General features: G+C 67.6%; 22 protein-coding genes and 1 tRNA gene. 12 read left to right on the forward strand and 11 right to left on the reverse strand.

Features of this window, described 5'->3' with window-relative positions; genetic code table 11:
• From LZ009_RS22615 to LZ009_RS22625, 3 genes are all read right to left on the reverse strand, one after another.
• Entirely contained in the window at window positions 1–1,176 is a 1,176-nt protein-coding gene (locus LZ009_RS22615; protein ID WP_275700249.1) for a sensor histidine kinase, read from the reverse strand.
• 114 nt (window positions 1,177–1,290) lie between these two features.
• Window positions 1,291–1,367: transfer RNA gene (locus LZ009_RS22620), tRNA-Met, on the reverse strand.
• A 31-nt stretch (window positions 1,368–1,398) separates the two neighbouring features.
• Complete coding sequence (locus tag LZ009_RS22625) at window positions 1,399–2,898, reverse strand: VWA domain-containing protein (RefSeq protein WP_275700250.1); 1,500 nt, start codon at window positions 2,896–2,898, stop codon at window positions 1,399–1,401.
• A gap of 123 nt (window positions 2,899–3,021) precedes the next feature.
• Here LZ009_RS22625 and LZ009_RS22630 point away from each other — a divergent pair, with 123 nt between their 5' ends.
• The gene (locus LZ009_RS22630) at window positions 3,022–3,642 is read left to right on the forward strand and encodes a sigma-70 family RNA polymerase sigma factor (protein WP_275700251.1); all 621 of its coding nucleotides are present in this window, start codon (window positions 3,022–3,024) and stop codon (window positions 3,640–3,642) included.
• A complete protein-coding gene (locus tag LZ009_RS22635) occupies window positions 3,639–4,595 on the forward strand; it encodes a hypothetical protein (RefSeq protein ID WP_275700252.1) in 957 nt (318 codons plus the stop codon). Before LZ009_RS22630 ends, LZ009_RS22635 begins: the two co-directional genes overlap by 4 nt.
• Window positions 4,596–4,630: 35 nt before the next feature.
• Here LZ009_RS22635 and LZ009_RS22640 read toward each other — a convergent pair whose 3' ends face one another.
• On the reverse strand, window positions 4,631–5,410 hold the full coding sequence (locus tag LZ009_RS22640) for an enoyl-CoA hydratase (RefSeq protein WP_275700253.1): 780 nt from the start codon (window positions 5,408–5,410) through the stop codon (window positions 4,631–4,633).
• 86 nt (window positions 5,411–5,496) lie between these two features.
• Here LZ009_RS22640 and LZ009_RS22645 point away from each other — a divergent pair, with 86 nt between their 5' ends.
• From LZ009_RS22645 to LZ009_RS22660, 4 genes are read left to right on the forward strand one after another with little or no spacing between them, the layout of a single operon-like run.
• Window positions 5,497–6,300 (forward strand): enoyl-CoA hydratase-related protein, encoded by an 804-nt coding sequence (locus LZ009_RS22645; RefSeq protein ID WP_275700254.1) that lies wholly within the window; start codon window positions 5,497–5,499, stop codon window positions 6,298–6,300.
• Window positions 6,301–6,302: 2 nt separating this feature from the next.
• A complete protein-coding gene (paaI, locus tag LZ009_RS22650) occupies window positions 6,303–6,743 on the forward strand; it encodes a hydroxyphenylacetyl-CoA thioesterase PaaI (protein WP_275700255.1) in 441 nt (146 codons plus the stop codon).
• Window positions 6,740–8,029, forward strand: coding sequence for a phenylacetate--CoA ligase PaaK (gene paaK / locus LZ009_RS22655; protein ID WP_275700256.1), 1,290 nt, complete (start codon window positions 6,740–6,742; stop codon window positions 8,027–8,029). The genes paaI and paaK overlap by 4 nt, the downstream gene beginning before the upstream one ends.
• A 25-nt stretch (window positions 8,030–8,054) precedes the next feature.
• On the forward strand, window positions 8,055–8,918 hold the full coding sequence (locus tag LZ009_RS22660) for a hypothetical protein (protein ID WP_275700257.1): 864 nt from the start codon (window positions 8,055–8,057) through the stop codon (window positions 8,916–8,918).
• An 8-nt stretch (window positions 8,919–8,926) separates the two neighbouring features.
• Here the strand turns inward: LZ009_RS22660 and LZ009_RS22665 are convergent, their stop codons facing one another.
• The 4 genes from LZ009_RS22665 to LZ009_RS22680 are packed head-to-tail and all read right to left on the reverse strand — an operon-like array spanning window position 8,927 to window position 13,627.
• Window positions 8,927–10,012: a DUF3108 domain-containing protein gene (locus LZ009_RS22665; RefSeq protein ID WP_275700258.1), complete on the reverse strand. Its 1,086-nt coding sequence runs from the start codon at window positions 10,010–10,012 to the stop codon at window positions 8,927–8,929.
• A complete protein-coding gene (locus LZ009_RS22670) occupies window positions 9,991–11,745 on the reverse strand; it encodes a M61 family metallopeptidase (protein WP_275700259.1) in 1,755 nt (584 codons plus the stop codon). Before LZ009_RS22670 ends, LZ009_RS22665 begins: the two co-directional genes overlap by 22 nt.
• Window positions 11,742–12,497 carry a DsbC family protein gene (locus LZ009_RS22675; RefSeq protein ID WP_275700260.1) on the reverse strand — a complete coding sequence of 252 codons (756 nt, stop codon included), beginning with the start codon at window positions 12,495–12,497 and terminating at the stop codon, window positions 11,742–11,744. The genes LZ009_RS22670 and LZ009_RS22675 overlap by 4 nt, the downstream gene beginning before the upstream one ends.
• Window positions 12,494–13,627, reverse strand: coding sequence for an FAD-dependent monooxygenase (locus tag LZ009_RS22680; protein WP_275700261.1), 1,134 nt, complete (start codon window positions 13,625–13,627; stop codon window positions 12,494–12,496). The genes LZ009_RS22675 and LZ009_RS22680 overlap by 4 nt, the downstream gene beginning before the upstream one ends.
• 62 nt (window positions 13,628–13,689) lie before the next feature.
• Here LZ009_RS22680 and LZ009_RS22685 point away from each other — a divergent pair, with 62 nt between their 5' ends.
• The gene (locus LZ009_RS22685; RefSeq protein ID WP_275700262.1) at window positions 13,690–14,559 is read left to right on the forward strand and encodes an MOSC domain-containing protein; all 870 of its coding nucleotides are present in this window, start codon (window positions 13,690–13,692) and stop codon (window positions 14,557–14,559) included.
• Here the strand turns inward: LZ009_RS22685 and LZ009_RS22690 are convergent.
• The gene (locus tag LZ009_RS22690; protein ID WP_275700263.1) at window positions 14,556–16,373 is read right to left on the reverse strand and encodes a sensor domain-containing diguanylate cyclase; all 1,818 of its coding nucleotides are present in this window, start codon (window positions 16,371–16,373) and stop codon (window positions 14,556–14,558) included. The two genes, LZ009_RS22685 and LZ009_RS22690, sit on opposite strands and share 4 nt — an antisense overlap.
• Before the next feature lie 31 nt (window positions 16,374–16,404).
• Between LZ009_RS22690 and ychF the strand changes: the two genes are divergently transcribed.
• Window positions 16,405–17,496: a redox-regulated ATPase YchF gene (gene ychF, locus LZ009_RS22695; protein ID WP_275700264.1), complete on the forward strand. Its 1,092-nt coding sequence runs from the start codon at window positions 16,405–16,407 to the stop codon at window positions 17,494–17,496.
• Between the two features lie 18 nt (window positions 17,497–17,514).
• Here ychF and LZ009_RS22700 read toward each other — a convergent pair whose 3' ends face one another.
• Window positions 17,515–18,195, reverse strand: a complete 681-nt coding sequence (locus LZ009_RS22700; protein WP_275700265.1) for an SAM-dependent methyltransferase — start codon at window positions 18,193–18,195, stop codon at window positions 17,515–17,517.
• A gap of 227 nt (window positions 18,196–18,422) precedes the next feature.
• Here LZ009_RS22700 and LZ009_RS22705 point away from each other — a divergent pair, with 227 nt between their 5' ends.
• From LZ009_RS22705 to LZ009_RS24330, 4 genes are all read left to right on the forward strand, one after another.
• Window positions 18,423–19,394 (forward strand): lysylphosphatidylglycerol synthase transmembrane domain-containing protein, encoded by a 972-nt coding sequence (locus tag LZ009_RS22705; protein WP_275700266.1) that lies wholly within the window; start codon window positions 18,423–18,425, stop codon window positions 19,392–19,394.
• Between the two features lie 23 nt (window positions 19,395–19,417).
• Window positions 19,418–20,173, forward strand: a complete 756-nt coding sequence (locus tag LZ009_RS22710; RefSeq protein WP_275700267.1) for a glycosyltransferase family 2 protein — start codon at window positions 19,418–19,420, stop codon at window positions 20,171–20,173.
• Window positions 20,174–20,256: 83 nt separating this feature from the next.
• A complete protein-coding gene (locus tag LZ009_RS22715) occupies window positions 20,257–20,808 on the forward strand; it encodes a hypothetical protein (RefSeq protein WP_275700268.1) in 552 nt (183 codons plus the stop codon).
• 60 nt (window positions 20,809–20,868) lie between these two features.
• Window positions 20,869–23,871 (forward strand): YfhO family protein, encoded by a 3,003-nt coding sequence (locus LZ009_RS24330; protein WP_275700269.1) that lies wholly within the window; start codon window positions 20,869–20,871, stop codon window positions 23,869–23,871.
• A 16-nt stretch (window positions 23,872–23,887) separates the two neighbouring features.
• Here the strand turns inward: LZ009_RS24330 and LZ009_RS22725 are convergent, their stop codons facing one another.
• A complete protein-coding gene (locus tag LZ009_RS22725; RefSeq protein ID WP_275700270.1) occupies window positions 23,888–24,358 on the reverse strand; it encodes a YqaA family protein in 471 nt (156 codons plus the stop codon).
• Between the last annotated feature and the right edge of the window lie 76 nt (window positions 24,359–24,434).

Raw genomic sequence — 24,434 nt, forward strand, 5'->3', positions numbered from 1 at the left:
TCAGGAGGACGCAGGCGCCGGCGTCTTTCCCGGCACCACCTCGCCCTGGTAGCGGGGAAGTCGGATCGTGAACACGCAGCCCTGACCGGGCAGGTCGCGCACGGTCAGGGTGCCGCCGACGGCTTCCACGTTCTGCCGCGCGATGGAAAGTCCGAGCCCGAGCCCGCTCTTGTCGCCATGCCGGCGCACGAACGGCGTGAACATCACTTCCGCCACGCCCGGCGGCAGGCCGCCGCAGCGGTCCTCGACGTCGATCGACACCATGCCGTCGCCGCTCGCGTGGGCGTTCAGCAGGACCTCGGTGCCGGGGCGCGTGAACTTGAAGGCGTTCTGCGCGAGGTTCATCACCGCGCCCAGCAGCAGCTGGCGGTCGCCCTTGATCTCGATGTCCGGGTCGATGGTGTTGCGCACGACGAAGGAGCAGCCGCGCGCATTCGCATCGAGCAGGGCCGCGCTGCCGGCATCCGCGAGGAAGGAGGCCAGCGAGAAGACCTCCTTGTCGTCCGACAGTGCGGCGGCGACACGCACTTCGTCCAGCGCATGCTTCACCAGCGAAGTCAGCGCGACCAGGCTGCGGCGCAAGACGCCACCGGTCGCACCGGCGATCGGCAGCTTGCCGGTTTCCAGCGCCGTGAGCGCCAGCGTGGCGGTATGCAGGGAGTTGCGCAGTTCGTGCAGCAGGAATCCGTGCCGCTCGTTGGCTTCCTCCGAGAAGCGGCGCGCCGTGGCCACGTCGCGCAAGGTGCTGAACTCCGTGACGGCTTCGGCGATGGCGTTGTCCAGGCAGCGGTTCAGCGTCCGGAATTCGTCCACGAGGAACGGCGCATCACGCTCGACGGCCATGTCGCTGATGGCCTGGCACAGGTCGCCATAGCCGTGCACGACTTCGTCGACGGAGTAGCCGAGTTCCAGCAGTTGCTTGCCGTGCGCGGTGGCGCTCAAGCCCATTTCCGACACGGCGCTCGTGGAGCCGCCGCCGGACGCCCCCGAGATCCGCAGGCTCTCGCCGCGCTCGCCTTCGGATTCCGCCTGGAGCGTGCGCGTGAGCTGCTCCAGGAAAAGCGGAATGCCGTTCTTCAATTGCTCGGGCGTGGCGGCGCGTGGGGGCCGGAGAGCGACCTTCGCCTTGCAGCGCTCGATGAGCTCCGCTCGGTTGTTGATCAGGAATTCGTGCATGGCCCAACCTTGCCTCCAGCCAAGCTGGCGGCGTGAACCTAGTGTGCGCTTCTTTTGCCGGGCCGGAAGGAAAAAACCCGCACCAGCTCGAGCTGGTGCGGGTTTTCGGGGGTCTGGTGGCGCTTCAGGGATTCGAACCCCGGACCTGCGGATTATGATTCCGTCGCTCTAACCGGCTGAGCTAAAGCGCCAAGCCCTCCATTGTAGCAAAGCTCCACGACCCTAGCGCAAGTCGGCCTTGGCCAGCTCTTCGGTGACCAGCCGGACGATCAGCCGGTCCAGGGTGTCCACCGAATAGTTCTGCACGTCGTGCGTCGTCTCCCGGCCGGGGCCGCCGCCCGGGTTGCGGGCGTCCTGGTAGGTCAGGAAGACGAATTTGCCGCCGGTGTACTGGGCGATCTGGCGCTGGATGTACTCGCCCTGCTTGTCCAGCCCGCTGGCACCGACGCCGAAGACCTTGATGCCCTTGCCGAGCGCGGCGGCCATGGCCTCGTCGTAATACGGGCCGCCGTAGTCCAGGTGCGGCGGCGCATCGGCCAGTAGCACGACCAGCCGGGTCGCGCCGTCGCCGCGCCAGCTGAGCTGGTGCACGGTCTCGTGCAGGCCTTCATTCATGGATTCCGGATAGTCGCCACCCCCGCCCGCCTGCAGCGGCTCGAGCGCATCGCGCAGGAAGCCGGACACGTCGTTGGTGAAGTCGTGGCTGCGCAGCAGGAAGGCGTCGCCGCGGTCGCGATAGGCCACCAGGCCGAGGCAGATGTCGGGGCGGCTGGGCAGGCGCGCGACCTCGGCGGTGATGGTGCGCAGCGTCGCCTTCAGCTTGTCGATCTCGTCGCCCATGGAGCCGGTGGCATCGACCAGGAAGACCAGGTCGAGGCGGGCGCGGGCGCGGGCAGCGCGCGTGTCGAGCACCACTTCCACCGCGCTCTTCTGGCCGCGCGTGAGGCGGGCCGAGGCCAGGCGGCCGTCCTTGCGCGCCAGCACCTCGTACTGCTGCGAGCGCGCCGGGTCGAAGGCATCGGGATGCAGCCAGGCACGGCCGCCGGCATCGGTGCGCGCCCACAAGGCGTAGCCGCTGGCCGCCTGCACCGCCACCTCCGCGTCACCCGCGGGACGGCCACGCGCGTCCTTCACTTCCAGCAGGTAGCGCTCGCGCACGTCGACCGGCCGGTGCTGCACGCGGGTGCGGTCGCGGAAAGCCAGGTAGGACGCGAAGTCGGCGTTGTCGTCGACCACGCCGGCGGTCACGACGGCCTGCGGCGCGAACTGCGGCTGCATCGGCCGCCCGTCGTCGGGGACGAACTCCGGCTGCACCGGGCGCGGCGCTGCGGCCGGGGCGGGCGGCGGTGCGGGCAGCGCGCGGGCGGCGGCTGCGGGTGCGGCCTCGCTGCGCGGGCGTGCGGCATCGGCGAAGCGCGATTCCGCGGCGCCGCGGGCATCGGGCGCGGCCTTGGCGAGTTCCTCGCGCCGCGCGGATTGGCCGCCCTCCGCGCGGCCCGGCACCTCCCGCGTGGTAACCGGCCGGGCGCAATCGAGCGCCGACGGCGCCTGGAAGTTCGGCGCATTGCGCGGCGGTACGGGGATGGGCGGGAAGATCGCCGGCACGGGCTGCGGCTTCGGTTCGGGCCACATCGGCGGATGGGCGCTCGCGCTGGCCGACACCAGCAGCAGTTCGAGGCAAAGCAGCGCGGTCGCGCGGCGGCGGACGGGGGAGGTCTTCATGGCCACTCCAGGGTTGGACATGGCGGTTGAACGGCGCAGCCGCGCGGGCGGGGTCATTGATTTCGCCCGGGTTTAACCCCGATGCCGCGCGGCCCCCGTAGAACGTGATGTGAGAATCCCCTCATGCCCGACAGCCGCAGCGACATGCCGGACGAACAACTGATGCTGGCCTATGCCCGGGGCGACGCCGCGGCTTTCGACCAGCTCTATGCCCGCCACGAAGCAGGCCTGTACCGCTTCGTGCGGCGCCTGCTGGGCGCGGGCCTTTCCGCCCAGGCCGACGAAGTCTTCCAGGACGCCTGGCTGCGCATCGTCTCCGCCCGCGCGAGCTTCCAGCCGCAGGGCGCCGCGTGGCGCACCTGGGCCTTCACGATCGCGCACAACGCCGCGATGGATCGCCTGCGCGTTGCCGGCCGCGAAGTCGCGGTGCACCCGGAGGACGATGGAGAGGGCGATGCGCCGCTGGACTGGCTGGCCGCGCAGGCCGGAAGGCTCTCGCCCTCCAGCGAGGACCTTGCCTTCTGGCGCGCGGCCGGCGCCCAACTGCTGCACTGCCTCGACGCGTTGCCCGACGCGCAGCGCGCCGCCTTCCTGCTGCACCACGAGGACGGCGCCAGCGTCGAAGACCTGGCGCAGCGGCTCGCGCTGCCCTTCGAGACGGCCAAGAGCCGCCTGCGCTACGCGCTGAAGAAGCTGCGCGGCTGCATGGGCGCTTACCTGGACGTGCTGGAGCCCGCGCGATGACCGAACTGCGCGACGCGCGCCTGCGGCAGGCGCTGGACCAGGCGCCCGACGCGGGCCTGCAGCCACCCGCGCGCGTGCGGGTTGCGATCCGCGGCGCGGCGCACCAGGCGGTGCAGCCTGCGTGGCGGCGCTGGTGGACCGCGGCGGGAAGCTCGCGTTCGCCATCGGGACTGGCGGCATTGGCCAGCGTGCTGGTGGCCACGCTGGTGGTGGTGATCTGGCAGGGGCAGGAGGTGCCGGGGGCACGGGAGCACGCGCGCGTGGCGGCTCGACCGGCGCCGGTCGCGCCCGCACCTGCACCTGCACCTGCACCTGCACCTGCACCTGCACCCGCGGCGGCGCCGGCGCCGCCGCCGGCTCCCGCCGTGACGCCCGCACCGGCGCCGGCGCCCCAAGTCGCAGCTGCGCCCGCACGCCGCGCAACCCCGCCGCAGCCCAAGGCGGAGGCGGCCGCGCCTCCCGCCGCGGATGCCGCGCGCGCGCGCGAAAGCAGCGAGAGCCGCGCGCGGGAAGATGCCGCGGCCGGGTCCGCGGCACGCCAGGAACTCGCGAAGGCAGCACCGCCACCCCCACCGCCTGTCGCCGCCCCAGCGCCGCCTCCGCCGCCAGCTGCCGCCGCGCCGGCGATGACTTCACGCTTCGCAGCCGCGCCCAATCCGGCCTGGACCCAGGTGCGCATCAGCAGCGCGGATCGCAGCGTGCTGGTGCCGCGCGCGCAGGCCGAAGGCTTGCCGGCCTTGATCGCGCGCATCCTCTCGGCGCCGCGGGAACCCGCGGCGCTGGCGGTGGGAACGCTGCGGCTGGAGCTCGACGCGCAAGGGGTGCTGGAGTGGACCGAAGACGGGTGGCGCCTGCTGCCCCAGGGCGACGCGCAACGCGCGCAGTTGCTGCGCGCGGACGAAGCGACGGCGGCGGCGCTGCGCGCCGAAGCGGAGAGGCTGTTGAATCGATAGGCAGCGAACGGTGGGGTCGTTGCCGCGAACCCACCCTACTTGTTCTGGAACTGCGGCTTGCGCTTGTTCAGGAAGGCATCCATGCCTTCCTTCTGGTCCGCCGTCGCGAACATGGAGTGGAACAGCCGGCGCTCGAACATCACGCCGTCGGACAGGCCGCTCTCGAAGGCGCGGTTCACCGCCTCCTTGCAGGCCAGCACCGCCAGCTGGCCCTGCTCGCAGATCAGGAGCGCGGCGCCCAGCGTTTCTTCCATCAGCTTGGACAGCGGCACCACGCGGCTGACCAGGCCGGAGCGCTCCGCTTCGGTGGCGTCCATCATGCGGCCGGTGAGGGCCATGTCCATCGCCTTGCTCTTGCCCACCGCGCGCGGCAGCCGCTGCGTGCCGCCGGCGCCGGGAATGATGCCGATCTTGATTTCGGGCTGGCCGAACTTCGCGTTGTCGGCGGCGATGATGAAGTCGCACATCATGGCCAGCTCGCAGCCGCCGCCGAGGGCGAAGCCCGCCACCGCGGCGATCACGGGCTTGCGCACGCTGCGGATCGTTTCCCAGTTGCGCGTGATGAAGTCGCGGCCGTAGACATCGGCGTACGCGTACTTCGCCATCGCCTTGATGTCGGCGCCGGCGGCAAAGGCCTTCTCGCTGCCGGTGACGACGATGCAGCCGATGGCGGGATCGGCGTCGAAGGCTTGCAGCGCCTGGCCGAGCTCATCCATCAGTCCATCGTTGAGGGCGTTCAATTGCTGCGGGCGGTTCAGCGTGACCACGCCGACCTTGCCGGCCTCGGTGTGCACGGTGATGAATTCGTGGCTCATGGCATCTCCTTTGCGGCGACTATAACCAAGGCAACCAAGGGAAATTGCCGGGCAGGCCGCGCGGCCCCGATGCTAGATTCCACGCCATGACCGAAGCCACCGTCCTCCACGAGAAGCGCGGCGCCGTCGCGCTCGTCACCCTGAACCGGCCGCAGGCCCTCAACAGCTTCACGCGCCAGATGCACCACGACCTGTGGGCCGTGCTGGACGAGATCAACGGCGACAAGGCCGTGCGCGTGGCCGTCATCACCGGCGCGGGCCGCGGCTTCTGCGCCGGCGCCGACCTCGCCGAATTCGATTTCGCCCCCGGCCCCGGCCTGGTGGAGCGCGCCAATCCCGGTCCCATCATCGACCAGGCCTTCAATCCGACCGTGCGCAAGCTGATGGCGCTGCGCGTGCCGACCATTGCGGCCGTGAACGGCGTGGCCGCGGGCGCGGGCGCATCGCTCGCCATGACCTGCGACCTCGCCGTGGCAGCCAGCAGCGCCAGCTTCATCCAGGCCTTCAGCAAGATCGGCCTGATCCCCGACGCCGGCGGCTCGTGGTTCCTGATCAAGAAGCTGGGGCTCGCGCGTGCCATGGGCTGCGCGATGCTGGGCGACAAGTTGAGCGCCAAGGAGGCGAAGGAGTGGGGAATGATCTGGGACGTGGCGCCCGAGGGCGAAGATTGCGTCGCCGCCGCGATGAAGCTGGCGGAGCGCCTCGCCACCATGCCGACGAAGGCGCTGACCGAAACGCGGCACCTGCTGCGCGCCGCCGCCTCCAACGACCTCGACAAGCAGCTGGACCTGGAGCGCGACACGCAGTCCGGGCTGGGCAAGACGCACGACTACATCGAAGGCGTGACGGCCTTCCTGCAGAAGCGCCCCGCGCAGTTCAAGGGCGAGTGAGCATGGATGCGCGAGATCTCGCCGCACGCGTCGGCCAGGCGATGTACGCCGTCGACGCGGCGGTCAAGGACTTCATGCAGATCGAGCTGCTGGCCTGCGAGCCGGGGCGCGCGGTGCTGCGCATGGCGGTGCGCGAGCCCATGCTGAACGGGCACAAGATCTGCCACGGCGGTTTCATCTTCACGCTGGCCGATTCCACCTTCGCCTATGCCTGCAACAGCCACAACAAGGTGACGGTGGCGGCCGGCGCCAGCATCGAGTTCCTCAAGCCGGCGCATGCGGGCGACGTGCTCACCTGCGAAGGCATCGAGCAGGTGCTGCAGGGCCGGCACGGCATCTACGACATGAAGGTCACCAACCAGCGCGGCGAGACGGTGGCCCTGTTCCGCGGCAAGAGCGCCAGCATCCAGGGCAGCATCGTCGCCGGGGAGGGCTCGGCATGAAGGCATTTCCGCTCGAACCCATCGAGAAGGCAAGCGTCGACGAGCTGCGCGCGCTGCAACTCAAGCGCCTGAAGGCGACGCTGCGCCATGCCTACGACAACTCGCCGGTGTACCGCGCCAAGTTCGATGCGGCCGGCGTGCGGCCGGAGGATTGCACGAGCCTGGCCGACCTGCGCAAGTTTCCCTTCACCGGCAAGTCGGACCTGCGCGGCGCCTATCCCTTCGGCATGTTCGCGGTGCCGCGCCAGCAGTGCGTGCGCATCCACGCCTCCAGCGGCACCACCGGCAAGCCGACGGTCGTGGGCTACACGAAGAACGACATCGAGACCTGGTCCGGCGTGATGGCGCGCAGCATCCGCGCCGCCGGCGCGCGGCCGGGCGACATGGTGCACGTGAGCTACGGCTACGGCCTCTTCACCGGCGGCCTCGGCGCGCACTACGGCGCCGAGAAGCTGGGCCTCACCGTCGTGCCCTTCGGCGGCGGCCAGACCGAGCGCCAGGTGCAGCTGATCACCGACTTCCGGCCCGACATCATCATGGTCACGCCCAGCTACATGCTGGCCATTGCCGACGAATTCGAGCGCCAGGGCCTGGACCCGCGCGAAAGCAGCCTGCGCCTGGGCATCTTCGGCGCCGAACCCTGGACCAACGACATGCGCGCCAACATCGAGCAGCGCATGGGCATCGACGCGGTCGACATCTACGGCCTGTCGGAAGTGATGGGCCCGGGCGTCGCCAACGAATGCGTGGAGACCAAGGACGGCCCGACCATCTGGGAGGACCACTTCTATCCGGAGATCGTCGATCCCGAAACCGGCGAGCCGCTGCCGGACGGCGAGCTGGGCGAGCTGGTCTTCACCAGCCTGACCAAGGAGGCGCTGCCGATCATCCGCTACCGCACGCGCGACCTCACGCGCCTCCTGCCCGGCACGGCACGCACCATGCGCCGCATGGAGAAGATCACGGGACGCAGCGACGACATGATGATCGTCCGCGGCGTCAACGTGTTCCCGACGCAGATCGAGGAGCTGATCCTGAAGCAGGCCGCGCTGGCGCCGCACTACCAGTGCATCCTCACGCGCGAAGGGCCGCTCGATGCCTTGACCGTCTGCGTGGAGGCGGGCCAGGGCCTGCACCACGAAGGCAGCGACGTCCTCGCCGCGGCTGACCGGCTAGCGCACGAAATCAAGGCCTACATCGGAACCAGCGCGCGCATCGAGCTGCGACCGAGTGGCGGCATCGAGCGCAGCCTGGGCAAGGCGAAGCGGGTCATCGACCAGCGTTGAGCCCGCGCGGCTCGGGAGGGGAAGCATGGGCCTGGAAGAGTTCCTGAAGACGGGCTGGGCGGAGCATGGCGACAGTCCCGAGGACGTCGCGGAACTGCTGGCCGCCTCCACCCACCTGGTCACGGCCGCCGACCAGGTCGCGCCCTACGCGCAACTGGTGACCCACGTCTACGGCGAGCACCTCGCGCAGTGGGAGAGCGGCGCCGAGATCCTCGAGTCGCTGCGGCAGCTCGGCGTCGTCCACGTCGCGGCCGGCACGCGCTCCGTCGCCGTGGGCATCGCGGCGCTGCGCTACGGCGCCGGCGATCCGACGGCGATCGACACCTTGTCCACGGACGACGCCGTGTCCGCGCTTGCCACCGCTGCCTCCGCACTCGCGGGGCGCGGCGAGTTCGCACGCGCCGTCGACAGCTACACCATGGCACTGCGCACGGCGCGCTCCAGCACCGCACTGGCGGCTCCAGCCATCCGTTCGCTGGCCGTCGGCGGCAACAACCTCGCCGCCGCCCTCGAAGAAAAGAGCGGGCGCAGCGACTACGAAACGCAGGGCATGCTGACGGCCGCCGAAGGCGGCCTGCAGTACTGGAAGCTGGCCGGCACCTGGCTGGAAGAGGAAAGGGCGGAATACCGCCTGGCCCGCAGCCGCCTGCAAGCCGGCCAGGCCGCTGCCGCGGTGCAGTCGGCCGAGCGCTGCGTGCGCGTGTGCAAGCGCAATGGCGCGCCGCCCTTCGAGCTCTTCTTCGGCCATGCGGTGCTGGCGCTGGCGCACCGCGCGGCCGGCGACGCCGAGGCCTTCGACACGCAGCGCCGCGAGGCGCTGGCTTGCTACGGCCAGGTGCCCGAGGACGAGCGCAAGTGGTGCGAGTCCGACCGCAAGGAGCTGGGCTAGGACGCAGCCTACTGTTCGATCTTCTCGACGATCAGGTCGAGGTAGTCGACATCTCCCATCCGCACCTGGATGCGCACCGGCAGGTACTGCAGGCTGGGCGCGAACCACATCTCCGCGTAGATGTTGCCGCGCGCATTGGCGATGGGCCGGGGCTTGAGGTGGAAGGCTTCCACCGCGCCGAGCTTGGGCGTGCGCAGGATTTCTTTCTCCACGACGTCGTAGGTCCAGTGGTCCACCGCGCCCGGCCGGCCCAGGGGCAAGGTGATGACGCGGCCGACTTCGAGCACGTCGCGGCCGGTCGCGAAGCGATGCGCCAGGTCGACGAACTGGCTGACGGTGTCCTGCATGCCCGGGGGGCGCGGGGTCGTCTTGCCGTTGTCCAGCGTCACGAACTCGTCGCCGAACTTCGCGGCGCGGCGCTTGCCGGGCCGGTACTCCTCGTAGGCGCGCGGCATCAGGCCGCCGGGCGTCACCTCGCCCTGGCTGGTCATCGTCTGTTTCGCGAGGAACTTCACCTCGACGTCGAGCCGCACCTGGTAGCGGTCTTCATTGCGCTGCCACTGCACCTGCGCATCGCCGTACAAGGGGCCGCCGCGGAACTCGCCGCCCAGCTGATACGACAGGCGCGTGTCGGCGGGCCAGGTGGCGCCGGCCACCGCGGCCGCGGAGGAAGCCGGCGCGCTCGCCGGCACCGCGGCCGCCGAGGCGGCAGCTTGCGGCGCCAGGGCGGGCATTTCCACGTCGGTCAGGCCCGGTTCGTAAGGCGGGGGCTCGGGCAGCGCTTCGGCCACCTGCGGCGGCGGCTCCGGCGCCGGGTCCGGCTTTGCCACTTCCTTGGGTTCGGAGGCCTTGGGCCGCGGCTTGATGGCGACGGTGGGGCGCGGCTTCGGCTTGGGAGCGGGCGGCGGAACGGCCTCCGCCACCACGGGCGGCGGTTCGGCCGGCTGCAGCAGCCGCGTGTACATCGGCGGCGCCATGGCTTCCAGCAGCGACAGGCCTTCGCGCCGGCGCGCGACCCATTCGAGCCCGACCAGGTGCAGGACGAGTACGAGCCCCAGCAGCAGCCAGAGCGTCAGTTTTGCGGGCCGAGCCACGATTGCGCACGCGCGGCGTCGCGCATCACCAGCCGCCAGGTCGTCACGCCGGCCGGCAGGTTGAGTTCCAGCCGCAGCAGGCGGCGGTCGCGCGCGACGATGGCGGTCACCTTGCGATGGCTGCCCGCATAGAGCAGCAGGTCGTCGAGCTTGGCCAGGCGCCAGGCGACGCCGGCCACTTCCACGCCGACGAATTCGTCGTTCGCCGCCAGGCCGGCCTGTTCGGCCGCGCCGCCGCGCAGCACGTTCTTCAGCACGATGCCGCTGGTTTCGGTGACGCGCACGCCCAGCCGCTGCTGCAGCTGCGACGGTTCCTCCATCACGGCCACGCCCTGCTGCTCCAGCAGTTCCTTCATCGGCAGCTCGCGCACGCCGTGGACCCAGCTGGCCAGCTCGCGGTGGTAGCCGCGCCCGCCCAGTTCCTTGAGCACCGCGGCGAAATCGGCTTCCGCCATGGGGCCGGCCTTGCAGCGCGTCCAGAGCGCGCGCATCACCTGGTCGAGGTTGGCCTGGCCTTCGGCGCGCAGCGTGAGGTCGAAGCACAGGGCGACCAGCGCGCCCTTGGTGTAGTAGCTGACGGTGGCGTTGGCCGTGTTCTCGTCCTGCCGGTAGTACTTGACCCAGGCGTCGAAGCTGGCCTGCGCCACCGACTGCACTTCACGGCCCGGCGTCTGCAGCACCTGGTTGGCCGTCTTGGTCAGCAGCTTCAGGTAGGTCGCTTCGTCGATCAGGCCGGCGCGCTTGAGCAGCAGGTCGTCGTAGTAGCTGGTGAAGCCTTCGAAGAACCACAGCAGCTGCGTGTAGTTCTCGCGCGTGTAGTCGTACTGCGCGAACTCGGCCGGCCGCAGGCGCTTGACGTTCCAGGTGTGGAAGTACTCGTGGCTGATCAGGCCCAGCAGCGTGACGTAGCCCTCGCTCATGCGGGTCTCGCCGGCACGCGGCAGGTCGCGGCGCGAGGCGATCAGCGCCGTCGAATTGCGGTGCTCCAGGCCGCCGTAGCCGTCGTCCACCACGTTCAGCAGGAACAGGTAGCTCTTGAAGGGCGGGCGCTTGCGGTCGTGCCAGAAGCGGATCTGCGCCTCGCAGATCTTCTGCATGTCGCCCACCATCCGCTCGCCGTCGAAGGAGGCGGCGGCTCCCGCCACGACTACGCGGTGCGGCACGCCGCCCGCGCGGAACTCGGCGCTGAAGAACGGCCCCATCTCCACCGGGCAGTCGGCGAGCTCGTCGTAGTCGGCGGCCGCGTAGGTGCCGAAGCCGCGCTTGCCGGTCTTCAGCGGCTCCAGGCCGGTCGCCGCTTCCCAGTGCGGAAAGGCGCGCGGCGCGACGAGCTCCAGCTCGTGCGCTTCCTGCGCCTGGCCGTGCACGCGCAGGCACAGGCTGGTGGCGTTGAAGAAGCCGCGCTGGCTGTCCAGCCAGGCCGCGCGCACCGAGTTGTCGAAGGCGTAGACTTCGTAGACCAGCACCAGCGGGCTGGAAGGCACGCACTCGACCTGCCAGGTGGCCTTGTCCAGCTGCTGCACCGCCACCGCCTTGCCGTCCTGGCGCGCGCTCAGCTTCAGCAGGTGGCGCGCGAACTCGCGCACCAGGTAGCTGCCCGGGATCCACGCCGGCAGCGCGACCTTCTGCGCGGCCTGCGGCTGCGTGATGGTCAGCGTGACGTGGAACAGGTGCGCGGCGGGATCGGCCGCTTCGATCCGGTAGTGCGGCCCGGCGGCGGGACGCACGCTCACTTGCTCGCCAGCAGCTTCTCGAGGTCGGCCGCGCCGATGGCGCCGGGGACCCGCGTGCCGTCCGCGAAGATCAGGGTCGGCGTGCCGGTGATCTTGTGCTTGGCGCCCAGTTCCCGGTTGCGCGTCAGCGCGGTCACGTCGCAGTCGGCGTCGGCCTTGGGCGGCGGCGTGTTGCGCACCATCCAGTCCTGCCAGGTCTTGGCCTTGTCCTTGGCGCACCAGTGGGCCTTGGACTTCTCGACCGAGTCCGGCCCGAGGATGGGGTACAGGTACATGTAGACGGTGACGTTGTCGACCTTCTGCAGGTCCTGCTCGAAGCGCTTGCAGTAGCCGCAGTTCGGGTCCTCGAAGACCGCGATCTTGCGCTTGCCGTTGCCGCGCACGATGGTGAAGGCGTCCTTCACCGGCAGCGCGTCGAAGTTCACGGCCAGCAGCTTGTCCTGGCGCTCCTCGGTCAGGTTCTTCTTCGAGCGCGTGTCGATGATCTGGCCGTTAACCAGGTAATTGCCTTCGACGTCCGAGTAGAACAGCTCGGTGCCGACGCGCACTTCGTAGAGGCCCGCGATGGGCGATGCGCGCACTTCGTCGATCTTGCCGATGCTGGGCAGGCGCTGCTCCAGGTTCTTGCGCAGCGCGCTTTCCTGCGCCGCGGCGCTCGCCTTGGTCGGCGACTGTGCCTGCGCATGCAGCGCGCCTGCCACCAGGCCGGCGGCCAGCAGGGCCATCGCGATGGCGCCCTTGATCGATTTCATGGTCTTCCCGTTCTCAACAAATTCGATGCGCCGCCCATGGCCTGCCGCACCGCCCAATGCTTCAGCGGCCCGCTGCGGTCGAAACCGCGCATGCCCCAGTTGCGCAGCAGGCTGAAGGCTTCCGCCGGCTGCGCGAACAGCTGCTGCAATCCATCCGTCGTCCAGCCTAACGCCAGCACGTCGCCCTTGCGAGCGCGCTCGTAGCGCCGCAGCAGCCGCGTGTCGCCCAGCTCGCGCCAGTACTCGCGCTCGTGCAGCACCTGCGCCAGCAGCGCGGCGTCCGCCAGCCCCAGGTTCAGGCCCTGGCCGGCCAGCGGATGCACGTTGTGCGCCGCATCGCCGGCCAGCACCCAGCCCGGGCCGCACCAGCGGTCGGCCAGCGCCCGCTGCAGCGGCCAGGCGGCGCGTTCCGAGGAAAGCGTCAGCTTGCCGACCGCGTCGCCGGTGATCACCTGCAGCCGCGCTTCGAATTCCGCCGCCGGCAAAGCCAGTAGCTCGTCGGCACGCGGCTCCTGGACAGACCAGACCAGCGCCACCGAGTTCCCTTGCGCACCGCCCAGGGGCAGCAAAGCCGTGACATCGCCGTCCGTGAACCACTGGCGGGCCACCTGGCCATGCGGTTTTTCACAGTCCAGCCGCGCCGCGATGGCGCGCTGCGGGTACGAGGTGACCTGGAAATCGACGCCGAACTCGGCCCGGGTGGCGCTGGCGCGGCCTTCGCAGACCACCGTCAGGGCCGCGGGCCGCGCTTCGGACAGCACTTCCACCTGCGGCTGGTAGCGCACGGCCTCGGCCAGTCGCGCCAGCAGCGGCTCCACTTCGACGATCCAGGCCAGGGCCGGTGCACTCTCGGCCGCCGCATCGAACTGCACCCGGCCGCCTTCGTCGCCGCGCACGTCCATGGCCCGCACCGGGGTGGCATGCTGTTCGTCCGGCCAGGCGCGCAGGCGCAGCAGCAGTTCGCGCGAAGCGGCGTTCAGCGCATAGGCCCGCACGTCGCTCTGCGCGCCGGAGCGGGGCACGGGCGCCTCCACGAGTCCCACGCGCAGGCGGTCGCGCGCCAGCAGCAGGGCCAGCGTGCGGCCGACGATACCGGCGCCGCGGATACAGACATCGAGGGGGGCGGGCATGGATGGGGATTGTAGGAGCCGGGGCACAATCGGTGCTGGCTTCCCCCCAGACATCCCTCCGCATGAGCACCCCCGCCCCCGAGGTCAGCGCCCGCATCGCGCGCCTGTTCGTCTATCCCGTGAAATCCTGCGCCGGCGTGGAACTGCGCGAGGCCCTGCTCACCGACACCGGATTCGATCTCGACCGCGCCTGGATGGTGGTCGATGCCGCAGGCGAATTCGTCACCCAGCGCGAGCTGCCGCGCATGGCGCTCATCCGGCCCACGCTCAAGCTGAGCGAAGTGATCCTGCGCGCGCCCGGCATGCTGGCGCTGCACCTGGCGATCGACACCGTCGAAGAGCCGGTGCAGGTGAAGGTCTGGAACGACACGGTGCCGGCCTTCGACATGGGCGCGATCGCGGCGCAATGGTTCAGCGACTTCCTGGGCCGGCCGGGGCTGCGCCTGGTGCGCTTCGATCCCGAGCACGACCGCGCGTCCAACCGCGACTGGACCGGCGCGGACACGGCGCTGAACCAGTTCCAGGACGGCTATCCGCTGCTGGTCATCAGCACGGCCTCGCTGGAGCTCTTGAACGAAAAACTGCGCGCGGCCGGCCACGAGGCGGTGGGCATCGAGCGCTTCCGGCCGAACATCGTGCTGGAAGGCGTGGAGGCGCACGACGAGGACCGGATGGCGCAGATGGACATCGCAACCGGCGAGGGCCTGGTGCGCCTGCGGCCGGTCAAGCCTTGCCCGCGCTGCCCGATTCCCGACATCGATCCGGCGACCGCGCAGAGCAATCCGGTGGTGAGCGACACGCTGCAAGGCTACCGGCGCAGCGACGTCGTCGGCGGCGCGGTGGCCTTCGGGATGAACGTGATCGTGATGGAGGGCCTGGAGCGCACGCTGCGCGTGGGCCAGGCGGTCACGGGCGACTGGAAGTTCGACTAGCCCACGGCCGATAGCGGCGGCCGGCTGCGGCGCGCGTCGTCGGCCGGCATGAACAGCGACGAATCCTGCCCGCCATCGGACGACGGCGGCACCGCCTCCGGCAGGATGAAGCGGATCGGCCGCCGGGTGCGCGGGGACATGAGGGCCAGCTGGCCGGCCAGCGCGGCCTCGATCTCGCCCGCCTCCAGCGGCCTTTCGCTCAGGAGCAGCGCCGCGATGTGGAACTGCAGGGTGACGTCGGGCTTCAGCCCGGGCAGCGGCATCAGGCCGGCGGCGATCAGCCGCGCCGCCCGGTCGGTGACCGAGGCGCGCAAGGCGGCGCCCTCCAGGATGACCGCAAAGCGCGCCTCGCCCATGCGGGCAATGGTGTCGACGTCGCGCACCAGCCGGCGCAGCTTGATCACGCTGCGCAGCAGGCTCTGCTCCGCCACCGCGGCGCCGAAGTGTTCCTTGATGCGGGCGTGGTTCACGAGGTCGATGAACATCACGGCGGCGCTCTGGCCGTCGCGCTTGAAGCGGGCGCAGACCTGGCGCAGGCGGTCCTGGAACAGGTGCGGCGCCAGCAGGCCGGTCAAGGCGTCGTGCGTGCTCAAGGCCTGCTCGCGCACCTGGGCGCTGTGGCGGTCGCGCGAGCGGATGGTCAATGCCACCAGCAGCAGCGGCACCTCCACGCCCATCGCCAGCACCACGCCGTACTGCGAGCCGGTGCTGACCGGCAGCCAGCCGAAGATGCGCATGAAGCTCGCCAGCACCGACAGCGTCATCGGGAAGTAGGCCGCAAAGACCCACTTGCCGACGACGTCGCCGCGGCGCCAGGCCGCCAGGCCGACGCCCAGCAGGGCCAGGGTGGTGACGCCGAGGTAAGCGCCCAGCAGGCGCAGGCCCAGCATCTTGGGCAGCAGCGGCGGCGCCACCGCGAGCACGCCGCCCACCACTGCCAGCGTCAGCAGCAACCGGTCCTGCAGGCGGAAGCGGCGGCGCAGGCCGATCAGGTTGCGCACGAACAGCAGCCCGGCCACGCCGGCCGCCGCGGCCAGCATCGCCATCGGCGCATCCGACAAGGCGCCCAGCCCGGGCCACAGCAGGTGCGCGGCCACGCCGGTGAACGAGGCGACCGCGAGGCTGGTCACCATCGCGTAGAGCGCATACCAGGCAAAGATGCGGTCGCGGTAGACCCAGCCCCGCGCGAGGCAGCCGGCCACCAGCAGCAGCAATGCGCCGACGGCGGTGCCGAGTGCGAGATATTCGAGCTGGATGTGGTGCGCATGCTGCGCCGCTGTCACCAGCTGCAACGGGAAGTTCGCCGGTGTCGTGTGACGGATGCGCACGTAGACGTCGCGCGCCTCGCCCGCGGGCACGTCGAGCCGGAAGTAGGGATAGCGGCCGCCTTCCGGCCAGCTGTTGACCGCCAGCGTGTCGCCCGCGCTTTCGGCGCGCCAGCCGTTGCCGGAGCGCTGGTAGACCGTCACCAGGTCCAGCACCGGCATCGGGAATTCCAGCACCCATTCCTGCCGCTCGTCCTGGCCGCGCGCCAGGTTCAGGTGCAGCCACAGCGCGCCCTTGCTTCCCAGGTCCTGGATGGCGTCCGGCGCCGCGGCCTTGGTGAAGCGCGCCGCCCCGCCCGGGCCGACCACCTGCTCCAGGGTGGCGTTGCCCTCCGCGTCGAACCACGTGGCCGCCAGCGGCTGGGCGTCGAGGCGCCGCATGGCGTCCGCCAGCACCACCGGCGTGGCGGCCTGCGCGGCCGGCGCCGCCGCCAGCAGGACGGCGATCCCGAATAGCCCGGCGCGGCACCCGGCTGCGAGCCATCGCATACACTTTCCGGCTGGATTTTCGGGAACTGACATGAGTTTGAAGTGCGGGATCGTGGGCTTGCCCAACGTCGGCAAATCCACCTTGTTCAACGCCTTGACCAAGGCGGGGATTGCCGCAGAAAACTACCCTTTTTGCACCATCGAGCCGAACGTGGGCATCGTCGAACTGCCCGACCCGCGGCTCGCGGCGCTGGCGGAGATCGTCAAACCTGAGCGCATCGTGCCAGCCATTGTCGAGTTTGTCGACATCGCCGGGCTGGTGGCGGGCGCCAGCAAGGGCGAGGGGCTGGGCAACCAGTTCCTGGCGCACATCCGCGAGACGGATGCCACGGTCAACGTGGTGCGCTGCTTCGACGACGAGAACGTGATCCACGTGGCCGGCAAGGTCGACCCGGTGAGCGACATCGAGGTGATCCAGACCGAGCTGTGCCTGGCCGACCTGGGCACCGTCGAAAAGGCGCTGCACCGCCACAACAAGACGGCGCGTTCGGGCGACAAGGAAGCGGCCAAGCTGGTGGCTATCCTGGAGCGCTGCCAGACGGCGCTGAACCAGGGCCTGCCGGTGCGTTCGATCGCCTTCAGCAAGGAAGAACAGCCGCTGGTGAAGCCGCTGTGCCTGATCACGGCCAAGCCGGCGATGTTCGTCGCCAACGTCTCCGAGGACGGCTTCGAGAACAACCCTTACCTCGATCGCCTGCGCGAGTACGCGGCCAAGCAGAACGCGCCGGTGGTGGCGATCTGCGCCAAGATGGAAGCCGAGATGGCCGACATGAGCGACGAGGACAAGCAGATGTTCCTGTCCGAGATCGGCCAGGACGAGCCGGGCCTGAACCGGCTGATCCGCGCGGCCTTCAAGCTGCTGGGCCTGCAGACTTACTTCACCGCCGGCGTGAAGGAAGTCCGCGCCTGGACCGTGCCGATCGGCGCCACCGGCCCGCAGGCCGCCGGCGTCATCCACACCGACTTCGAACGCGGCTACATCCGCGCGCAGACCATCGGCTACGACGACTACATCGCCTTCAAGGGCGAGCAGGGCGCCAAGGACGCGGGCAAGATGCGCAGCGAAGGCAAGGAATACGTCGTCAAGGATGGCGACGTGATGAACTTCCTGTTCAACGTCTGAACTTGGCGATAACGCCGCCTACGCGGAGCCCGCTTCCTTCGCGAAGTGCACCCAATGCCAAAGGGTCCTTGGCCCGAGCATCTGTGTGCGCACTTCGCGGAAACGCAGGCCCGTATCGATCGATAGCTGTGCCAGCTGGGCAAGCGTCCAACTGATCGAAGGCTCATAGACCCGCAATTCGGCGTCCCGCTGATCTACTCCGTCATACAGCTCCTCGAGGAACTGCACGACGAACACGCCGCCGTCCACCAAGTGCTTGCGCAGCGTGCGGAAATAGTCGCGCACCAAGTCCCGGGTCAGGTGCTGCATCACCACTACCGAGAATACGACGTCGAGATCGTGCGGCAAACGTTCGTCGTACTCGGAAGCAAGCACCGGCGAGAAGTTGTCGATGCCGCGGGATGCGAGAAAGCTCTGCGTGCGCGCCAGCAGTTTGGCGCTGACATCAATGCCCCAGACGTGCGCCACCTCGCCTGCGAACTGCAGTGTCTCGCGGCCGTAGCCGCAGCCGATCACCGCAACTTTCTTGCCGGGCGCCAGCGCGCCGAAGGCGGCCAGTGCCTGTCCGGCGTCATCGCCGCCATAATCATTTAGGCTGAACTCGCGCGCCCCGTGGTAGATGGGATGGTTGTCGAAGTAGCCCTCATCGTCCTGCAGACGCACCCAATATTCGAGGTTGCTATTGCTGGAATCACCCACTGGTCATCCTTTTTGTCGGTTCGGCGCCCAGGGCCCAAGCGGCGACGGCGTGCAGGGCCCCGTCGCGCGCCGGGTACAATCCGCCACTGCTGAATTGCCGTCCGCGCAAGAGTCATGAATCTTGCGCTCAAGGCTCGGTGAATTGAATTGGGCGGCCATTGTCACAATGACCGACATCAGCGGCTGAAGCCCCCATTATGACAGTACCTCATCGCCGACTGGTTTGGATGCTTGCCAAGTTGGCAATTGCTATTGGAATCCTTTACTTCCTTCTGGTTCGGGGTTCCATTGCGTTCGGGTCACTGCTGACCACGCTCGTTGGCAATGTGCCCATTGCACTGGGGTGCATGGGCCTCCTTTTGGCCGCCTTGCTGATTGGAGCGGTTCGGTGGTGGCTGATCCTGCGGGTCGCCGGCATCCGCCTTGGGTACCGGCAAGTGGCCAGCCTTACGTTGATCGGCTCCTTCTTTTCAACCTGGCTGCCGGGCGCCGCCGGTGGCGATGCGGCGCGGGCGTTGTACCTATTTCGCAGCCTTGGGCAGAGCCGCACTACGGCTGTTCTGACCATCGTGATCGATCGCGTCTTTGCGCTCACCGGCCTGTTAGGTGCAGCCACTCTCCTGATGCTTGTAGTCTGGCAGCAAGGCGACCGGCATCCAGTACTAACCTTCTACCTGTCCTTGTGCCTGGGAGCCATCGCGGTCTGCATGGCGGGAGGCCTCGCGCTGTTCGGCATGGCTCGCTTCGTGAAGGTCACCGATTGGCCTTACTGGCTGCGCAAGTTGCGGCCGTTCGCGCATCAGCTGCGTGAAACTGTCGTGCTCGTGATGGGCCACTGGCCCGCGATGCTGGTTTGTACCCTGCTGTCGGTTCTGGCCAGCGCAATCGTGGCGTGCGGAATCGCCCTTATCGGCAGCGCCTTCTCTTTCGGCCCGCCACCCATGATCTCGGCGCTCGCCGGCGTTGTCGGGAACGTGTCTTCGGCCATTCCACTGAGTCCTGGCGGACTTGGGATAGGTGAGGCTGTGTTCGCGAAGGTGTGCCTCGAACTCGGTTCCACCTTCGCGCCTTACTCGACCATCTACCTGGCTTTTCGCATCCTCATGATGCTCGTGAGCTTTTCCGGTGGGCTGGTGTGGCTGACGTACAGCGCCAAGCGGTCCGATGAACTTCCCACGACCATAAAGTTAACAACGTGACACATTCACTTTCCGTAGGCGACGTGCCGGACGACGACCGCCAGCGCGTGGACCTGACGATCGTCATCCCCTGCCTGAACGAGCAGGAGAACATCACAAGCATCCTGGATCAGGTGCGAGACTTGGTCACAGCACAGAGCTTCACATCGGAAATCGTCGTCGTTGACGATCAGAGCGACGACAGCACCGTCGAGTATGCGAAGCGTTGGGGAAAGGAATGGGGCCACAAGTGCAGGATGACGCTGATCACGCGGCCGCTGCGGCGCCGCGGTTATGGCGCGGTGGTCCGCTACGGTGTTGCCCACGGTACGGGCCGCTACTGCATCTTCGTGTCCGCGGATGCTGTCGATCCTATTCAGATGATTCCGCGGATGTATGAAAAGATGGAGCAGGGCTGCGTGATGGTGCAATGTTCGCGCTACCTTAGCGAAGGCGATGCATCGACCATCCCTTTCAAATACAAATTCTTCCAATTCTTCTTCCGCCGCGGAGTTCGCATCGCGCTTGGGCAGAAGATCCCGGACTCCACCTACGCCTTCAAGATGTTTCGCCGCCGCGAGATGATGGGCGTGGGCCTGAGTCAGAACCGCTTTAGCATTTCACCCGAAATCACCTTCAAGTCCATCCTAACGGGCGGTGAGGTGGCTTACCTTGCGGGGGCGCAAGGCACGCGCGAGCGCGGAGTTTCAAAGTTCATTTTCCGCAAGGAAGGCCCCGGCTTCTTGTACTGCCTGCTGCGCGCCTTCCTGCACCGGCACAACCTCATCTATTGGTTCTGACATACCGCTGACGCGGCGCGTAGCAGTTAAGACAATGTCGGCTGCCACACAGCTTCCCTCTCCTCTGAACAATAAAACTCATCGTGAAACGTCTTCCTCTCATCGCCTCCATGCTGGCCATCTTGGCCGTTTTTGCTCTCGTTTTGTGGTTCGGGGTTTTTGGCAAGCCGCCGATTTATCGCGCCACGATCAGTCAAGCGGAATCGCCAGGATCGGTGCTAGTCGTGTTTTACGGAAAGCGCTACGACGAATACACGTCTAGCGGTCAACTCATCGTTCCGAAGGTTGGCTGGAAGATAACTCGCCTGCCCGGCAGCCCGGATACTGTGCGACTGGAGCCCGAGAGCAAGGCCGAACCCCTGCGTTTCGAGACCAGCACCCAACCGGTTCTGGTGTCGCTGATCCGCCATGCGAACGGCGGAGTCGCCAAGCTCGAGGGGGCGCCCGGCTTCACGCGCCAGTTCAACCTGAGATCGCCGCAGGAAACGATCGAGAACATCCAAATTGGCGGTCCGGAATCGACCGTTCCGCCGACCACAGAAATATTCGGCTTCAAGCCCGTGTATGCGATCGCCATCGGCCTGCTGGTCCTCGTGATTCTGGTTGCATTGGCTTTCCGAATCGCCAAACGGTAGGCCCCGCGGCCGCGCTGCATCGTTCCCATCCAGCCTGTCGCCCTATTTGAGGACCATGTAGTGAAGCGCCTCCCCTTAACCGCTTGCTTATTTGCGCTGCTGGCCATTCTTGCTTTCGCACTGTCGTTCCGCCAAGGCAGTGAGCCGCCGGTGTACAAGGTCGCGATCGGCCGGGCCGCCACGGAGCCCGGGTCGGTGCTTGTCGTGCTGTACGACAAGCGTTACGACGAGTACGTCAGCAACGGCCGGTTGCTGATGCCGAAATCGGGCTGGAAGGTGACGCGGTTGGCCGAACTGGTGCGCTTGGAGTCGGACGGGCCGACAGAGCCACTCCGGTTCGAGACAAACCTAGAGCCGCTGTACGTTTCGATCATCCGCCATGCGAACGGGGGCGTGGCGCGCCTTGAAGAAGCGCCTGGTACGTACCGCATGGTCGACTTGCGGACTCCGCAGGAATCGTACGTGGCCATCCAGATCGGCGGCCAGCAATCCACTGTGCCGCCGGCCGAGGACTTCCCCAGCCGCTCGACCTGCCGGCTATTCGGTGTGACGTTATCCTTCTTGGCCGCTCTTGGCCTGGCCATCCACTTGCGCCAGCGGCGCAGTCAGGCGCCTGATACCGTGGTCGTCAATTCGGTGGGCCCTCGCCTCCCGAAGGTGGGTCGACAGCTGCTCCTCTCGTTGCTGCTCGTGTTTGCCGCGTTTCCCGATGCCGTTTTGCTGGGCGCGGGCTTCCGCATGAACGATCAGCAGTGGGCCACGATTAACCAGAAGAAGCGCACGGACTTCTATCCCGTGCCGGCGCGCAACCCCGGGCAGCTGCATCAGGATTGGTACACCTCCGGCCTCAACGACACCGCTGGAGGCCAGTTCCAATCGGAGCCGGCGATGGAGTTCATTCGCCATACGTTGGCGACAAAGGACTCCCCATACTGGAATCCTTATTCGATGGCGGGTTCTCTGGGGCCGGAGACCTTGGTCGACCTGAAGCTCTCAGCCTTTACCCTGGCCTACGCCCTCCTTGGCGGGGGCAGCCACGTGTACGACATGCTGACTCTGCTCGGGTTCTGGATGGGAGTTTTCTTCGTATTCAGACTGTGTGAAGGACCCCTGCGCCTGCACCCCCTCGCGGCGACCGCCGCAGCGGTGCTCTATCTCCTGAACGGCTTCAACACGGCGAACCTGGGCTCCAACGTCGCACAAAGCTATGTGTTCGTGCCCATGTGCCTCTTGGCCTGCTTCCGGCTGATGGAGAGCAGAACACCGGTGCGCGTAGCTGCCGCAGCTGCTGCTTACATGGGGCTGCTTTCCTATACGTTCTTGCCCACCACGCTGCTGGAGGGGCTTGCCATCGTCGTATGCACCACCGGGTTCGCGCTCTGCGCCGATTGGGGCGGCGCCAGCAAGATCCGGATCCTGTCGCGGGCTCTTGGCCTGCAGGCACTGGTGGGAGCGATCGCGCTGTGCGGAGTCGCGTTCATCTATTTGCCTTTCTTCGAAAACCTTGATGTCACCGGAACCTTGAGCGCCTATCGGGAGCGCATTTTTTACCCGGCGTCATTCAACGGCCTCTTGTCGATCTTCAGTTCGTCGCATTTCTTCGAGTCGTACCGAGCGGGAAACCCGGAGGCGTTCACCTTGGGAGGCAACACGATCTTCCATTACAGCGTGATCGGCCTTGGATTGGTCGCAAGCGCCTTCAGGCGGGGGGAGTCGCGGCTGCGCCCGCTCGCCTTCGCAGCGACTCTCATGGCAGCCGTCGTATTCGCCCGCGACTTCGGGATTCCCGGCGTGACCTGGCTAGTTGACCATCTCCCGATTGTTCGCAACATCGGCGAGCAGTACACATGGGTGGCCATCAGCATCCCCCTGACGATCCTCGCCGCCATCGGTACCCAGAACCTGCTGGAGCGGAAATTCTCCTTCATTCCGCAGCTCGTGTTGATCGCGATAGCCGTTGCGGGCACGGTACTCCTTGCAAATTCTTACGGCCTGCGGCAGTCGGCGGCTGTGTGCAATCCATTAGCCACCCCGTGCCCAATCGGTTCAGTGGGGCTGATCGCTGCGCTCAGCGTCGTTCTTCTGGCCTCGCTCTGGCTGGTGCGCAGATTCCCTGATCTGCGCTTCGGACTCACGGGCATGCTGGTAATGCTGATGTTCCTGCAACTGGTGGTGGATGCCAAGGAAGTGCGTTTCGCGCGTGAAGATATCTACGATAAGCCGACAAGCGACGTGCGGTTCCTGCAGCAGCACGCCGGGCTCGACCGCACCATGACGCTGGGTGTCTACGCAACGGCCATGGACAACGGGTCGGCATTCCAGCTGCAGGAAGTGACCTCCCTGAACCCAGCGCCCATGCCCGGCTACAAGCAGTACTTCAAGGAAATGACGCGCAATCTGCCGCAGGAAGCGCATTTTTCCGAATTCACGTCGCTCGCTGTGCCGCAGCCGAAAGCAACTCTCGATTACTACGACTGGTTCCTCGTCAACCTGCTGGGCGTCAAGTACGTGATCGCGCCGTCGACGTACGCCACCTTGTTTGCGGACGCGCAGGCGAAGGGCTTGCCGATAGTCCACGTTTCGAAGTTCACGAAGATCATCGAAAATCCGACGGCTTTCCCCCGGGCCTTCTTTCTGCCTGGCGTCCTTCCAACGCAAGGTGAAGTGACCCTTCCGCCCAACCTCGAGGCGAAAGACGTTGTGCCGGTGAAGATCGCGATGTATCGCAATGCGTCAGTGATACTGCAGGGCGAGGCTGCGACGCCCGGGACAGCGGTGCTTACCGACAACTGGCATCGGAACTGGCAGGCGACAGTCAACGGCAAGACCGTCGACATTGGTAAGGTTCAAGGTACGTTTCGCGGGATTCCTGTCCAAGCGGGCAAATTCGAGATCGCGATGCACTACCGGCCCGCCACGCTGCCGCTGGCACTAGTGCTGACGAGCCTGGCTTGGCTTTTCGTGATTGCAGTCCCGGTCGCGGCGCTGATTCGGCGCTGGAGGTTCAGGGGCGCTAGATTGAAGGCGTACCCGCTCCCTGATCCTGCCGAAGGGCAATCGTAGCCTGTGCTTCCGCGGATCAGTTCGGGAACAGCCGAAGGAGCACTGTGGTCATGCAGAGATAGCGCAGGAACTTCCCGACCAGCATGTAGCCCACGCAGGGCCAGAACGGGAACTTGAGCCACCCGGCCACCGCGCACAGCGGATCGCCGACGATGGGCAACCAGGCCAGCAGGCAGGCCTTGGGGCCCAGCTTTTCCAGCATGTCCAGGGCCTTCACATGGACGTGCGAATGCGCGTACTTGTCCGCCACCTTGTGCGCGCCGTAGCCCATCCACCAGTCCACCATGCCGCCCAGCGTGTTGCCGGCGGTGGCCACGGCCATCGCGCTCCAGAAGAGATCGGGGTTGAGCTTCAGCAAGCCGAACAGCGCCGGCTCGGAGCCGACCGGCAGCAGCGTTGCGGAGACGAACGCTGCCACGAAGAGCGTGCTCAGCCCGTATTGCGGCAGCGCCAGCAGGGCGAACAGTGTTTCCATCCAGGCAGGCATGCGCGCGCATTATCGGAGGACGCCTGCGGATTGGGGCGGAATTTCATTTCAAGCGCTGAAATGTCCCGGGCCTACA

The sequence above is a fragment of the Ramlibacter paludis genome, assembly GCF_022012305.1.
GTDB classification, from domain to species: domain Bacteria; phylum Pseudomonadota; class Gammaproteobacteria; order Burkholderiales; family Burkholderiaceae_C; genus Ramlibacter; species Ramlibacter paludis.

Excerpts from the sequence above, each read along its gene's own strand:
- ychF (WP_275700264.1), top strand. The coding sequence starts at position 16,405 with ATGAGTTTGAAGTGCGGGATCGTGGGCTTGCCCAACGTCGGCAAATCC.
- paaI (WP_275700255.1), top strand. The coding sequence starts at position 6,303 with ATGGATGCGCGAGATCTCGCCGCACGCGTCGGCCAGGCGATGTACGCC.
- LZ009_RS22660 (WP_275700257.1), top strand. The coding sequence starts at position 8,055 with ATGGGCCTGGAAGAGTTCCTGAAGACGGGCTGGGCGGAGCATGGCGAC.
- LZ009_RS22635 (WP_275700252.1), top strand. The coding sequence starts at position 3,639 with ATGACCGAACTGCGCGACGCGCGCCTGCGGCAGGCGCTGGACCAGGCG.
- LZ009_RS22615 (WP_275700249.1), bottom strand. The coding sequence starts at position 1,176 with ATGCACGAATTCCTGATCAACAACCGAGCGGAGCTCATCGAGCGCTGC.
- LZ009_RS22640 (WP_275700253.1), bottom strand. The coding sequence starts at position 5,410 with ATGAGCCACGAATTCATCACCGTGCACACCGAGGCCGGCAAGGTCGGC.
- LZ009_RS22645 (WP_275700254.1), top strand. The coding sequence starts at position 5,497 with ATGACCGAAGCCACCGTCCTCCACGAGAAGCGCGGCGCCGTCGCGCTC.
- LZ009_RS22705 (WP_275700266.1), top strand. The coding sequence starts at position 18,423 with ATGCTTGCCAAGTTGGCAATTGCTATTGGAATCCTTTACTTCCTTCTG.
- LZ009_RS22690 (WP_275700263.1), bottom strand. The coding sequence starts at position 16,373 with ATGCGATGGCTCGCAGCCGGGTGCCGCGCCGGGCTATTCGGGATCGCC.
- LZ009_RS22630 (WP_275700251.1), top strand. The coding sequence starts at position 3,022 with ATGCCCGACAGCCGCAGCGACATGCCGGACGAACAACTGATGCTGGCC.
- LZ009_RS22725 (WP_275700270.1), bottom strand. The coding sequence starts at position 24,358 with ATGCCTGCCTGGATGGAAACACTGTTCGCCCTGCTGGCGCTGCCGCAA.
- LZ009_RS22625 (WP_275700250.1), bottom strand. The coding sequence starts at position 2,898 with ATGAAGACCTCCCCCGTCCGCCGCCGCGCGACCGCGCTGCTTTGCCTC.
- LZ009_RS22680 (WP_275700261.1), bottom strand. The coding sequence starts at position 13,627 with ATGCCCGCCCCCCTCGATGTCTGTATCCGCGGCGCCGGTATCGTCGGC.
- paaK (WP_275700256.1), top strand. The coding sequence starts at position 6,740 with ATGAAGGCATTTCCGCTCGAACCCATCGAGAAGGCAAGCGTCGACGAG.
- LZ009_RS22675 (WP_275700260.1), bottom strand. The coding sequence starts at position 12,497 with ATGAAATCGATCAAGGGCGCCATCGCGATGGCCCTGCTGGCCGCCGGC.
- LZ009_RS22685 (WP_275700262.1), top strand. The coding sequence starts at position 13,690 with ATGAGCACCCCCGCCCCCGAGGTCAGCGCCCGCATCGCGCGCCTGTTC.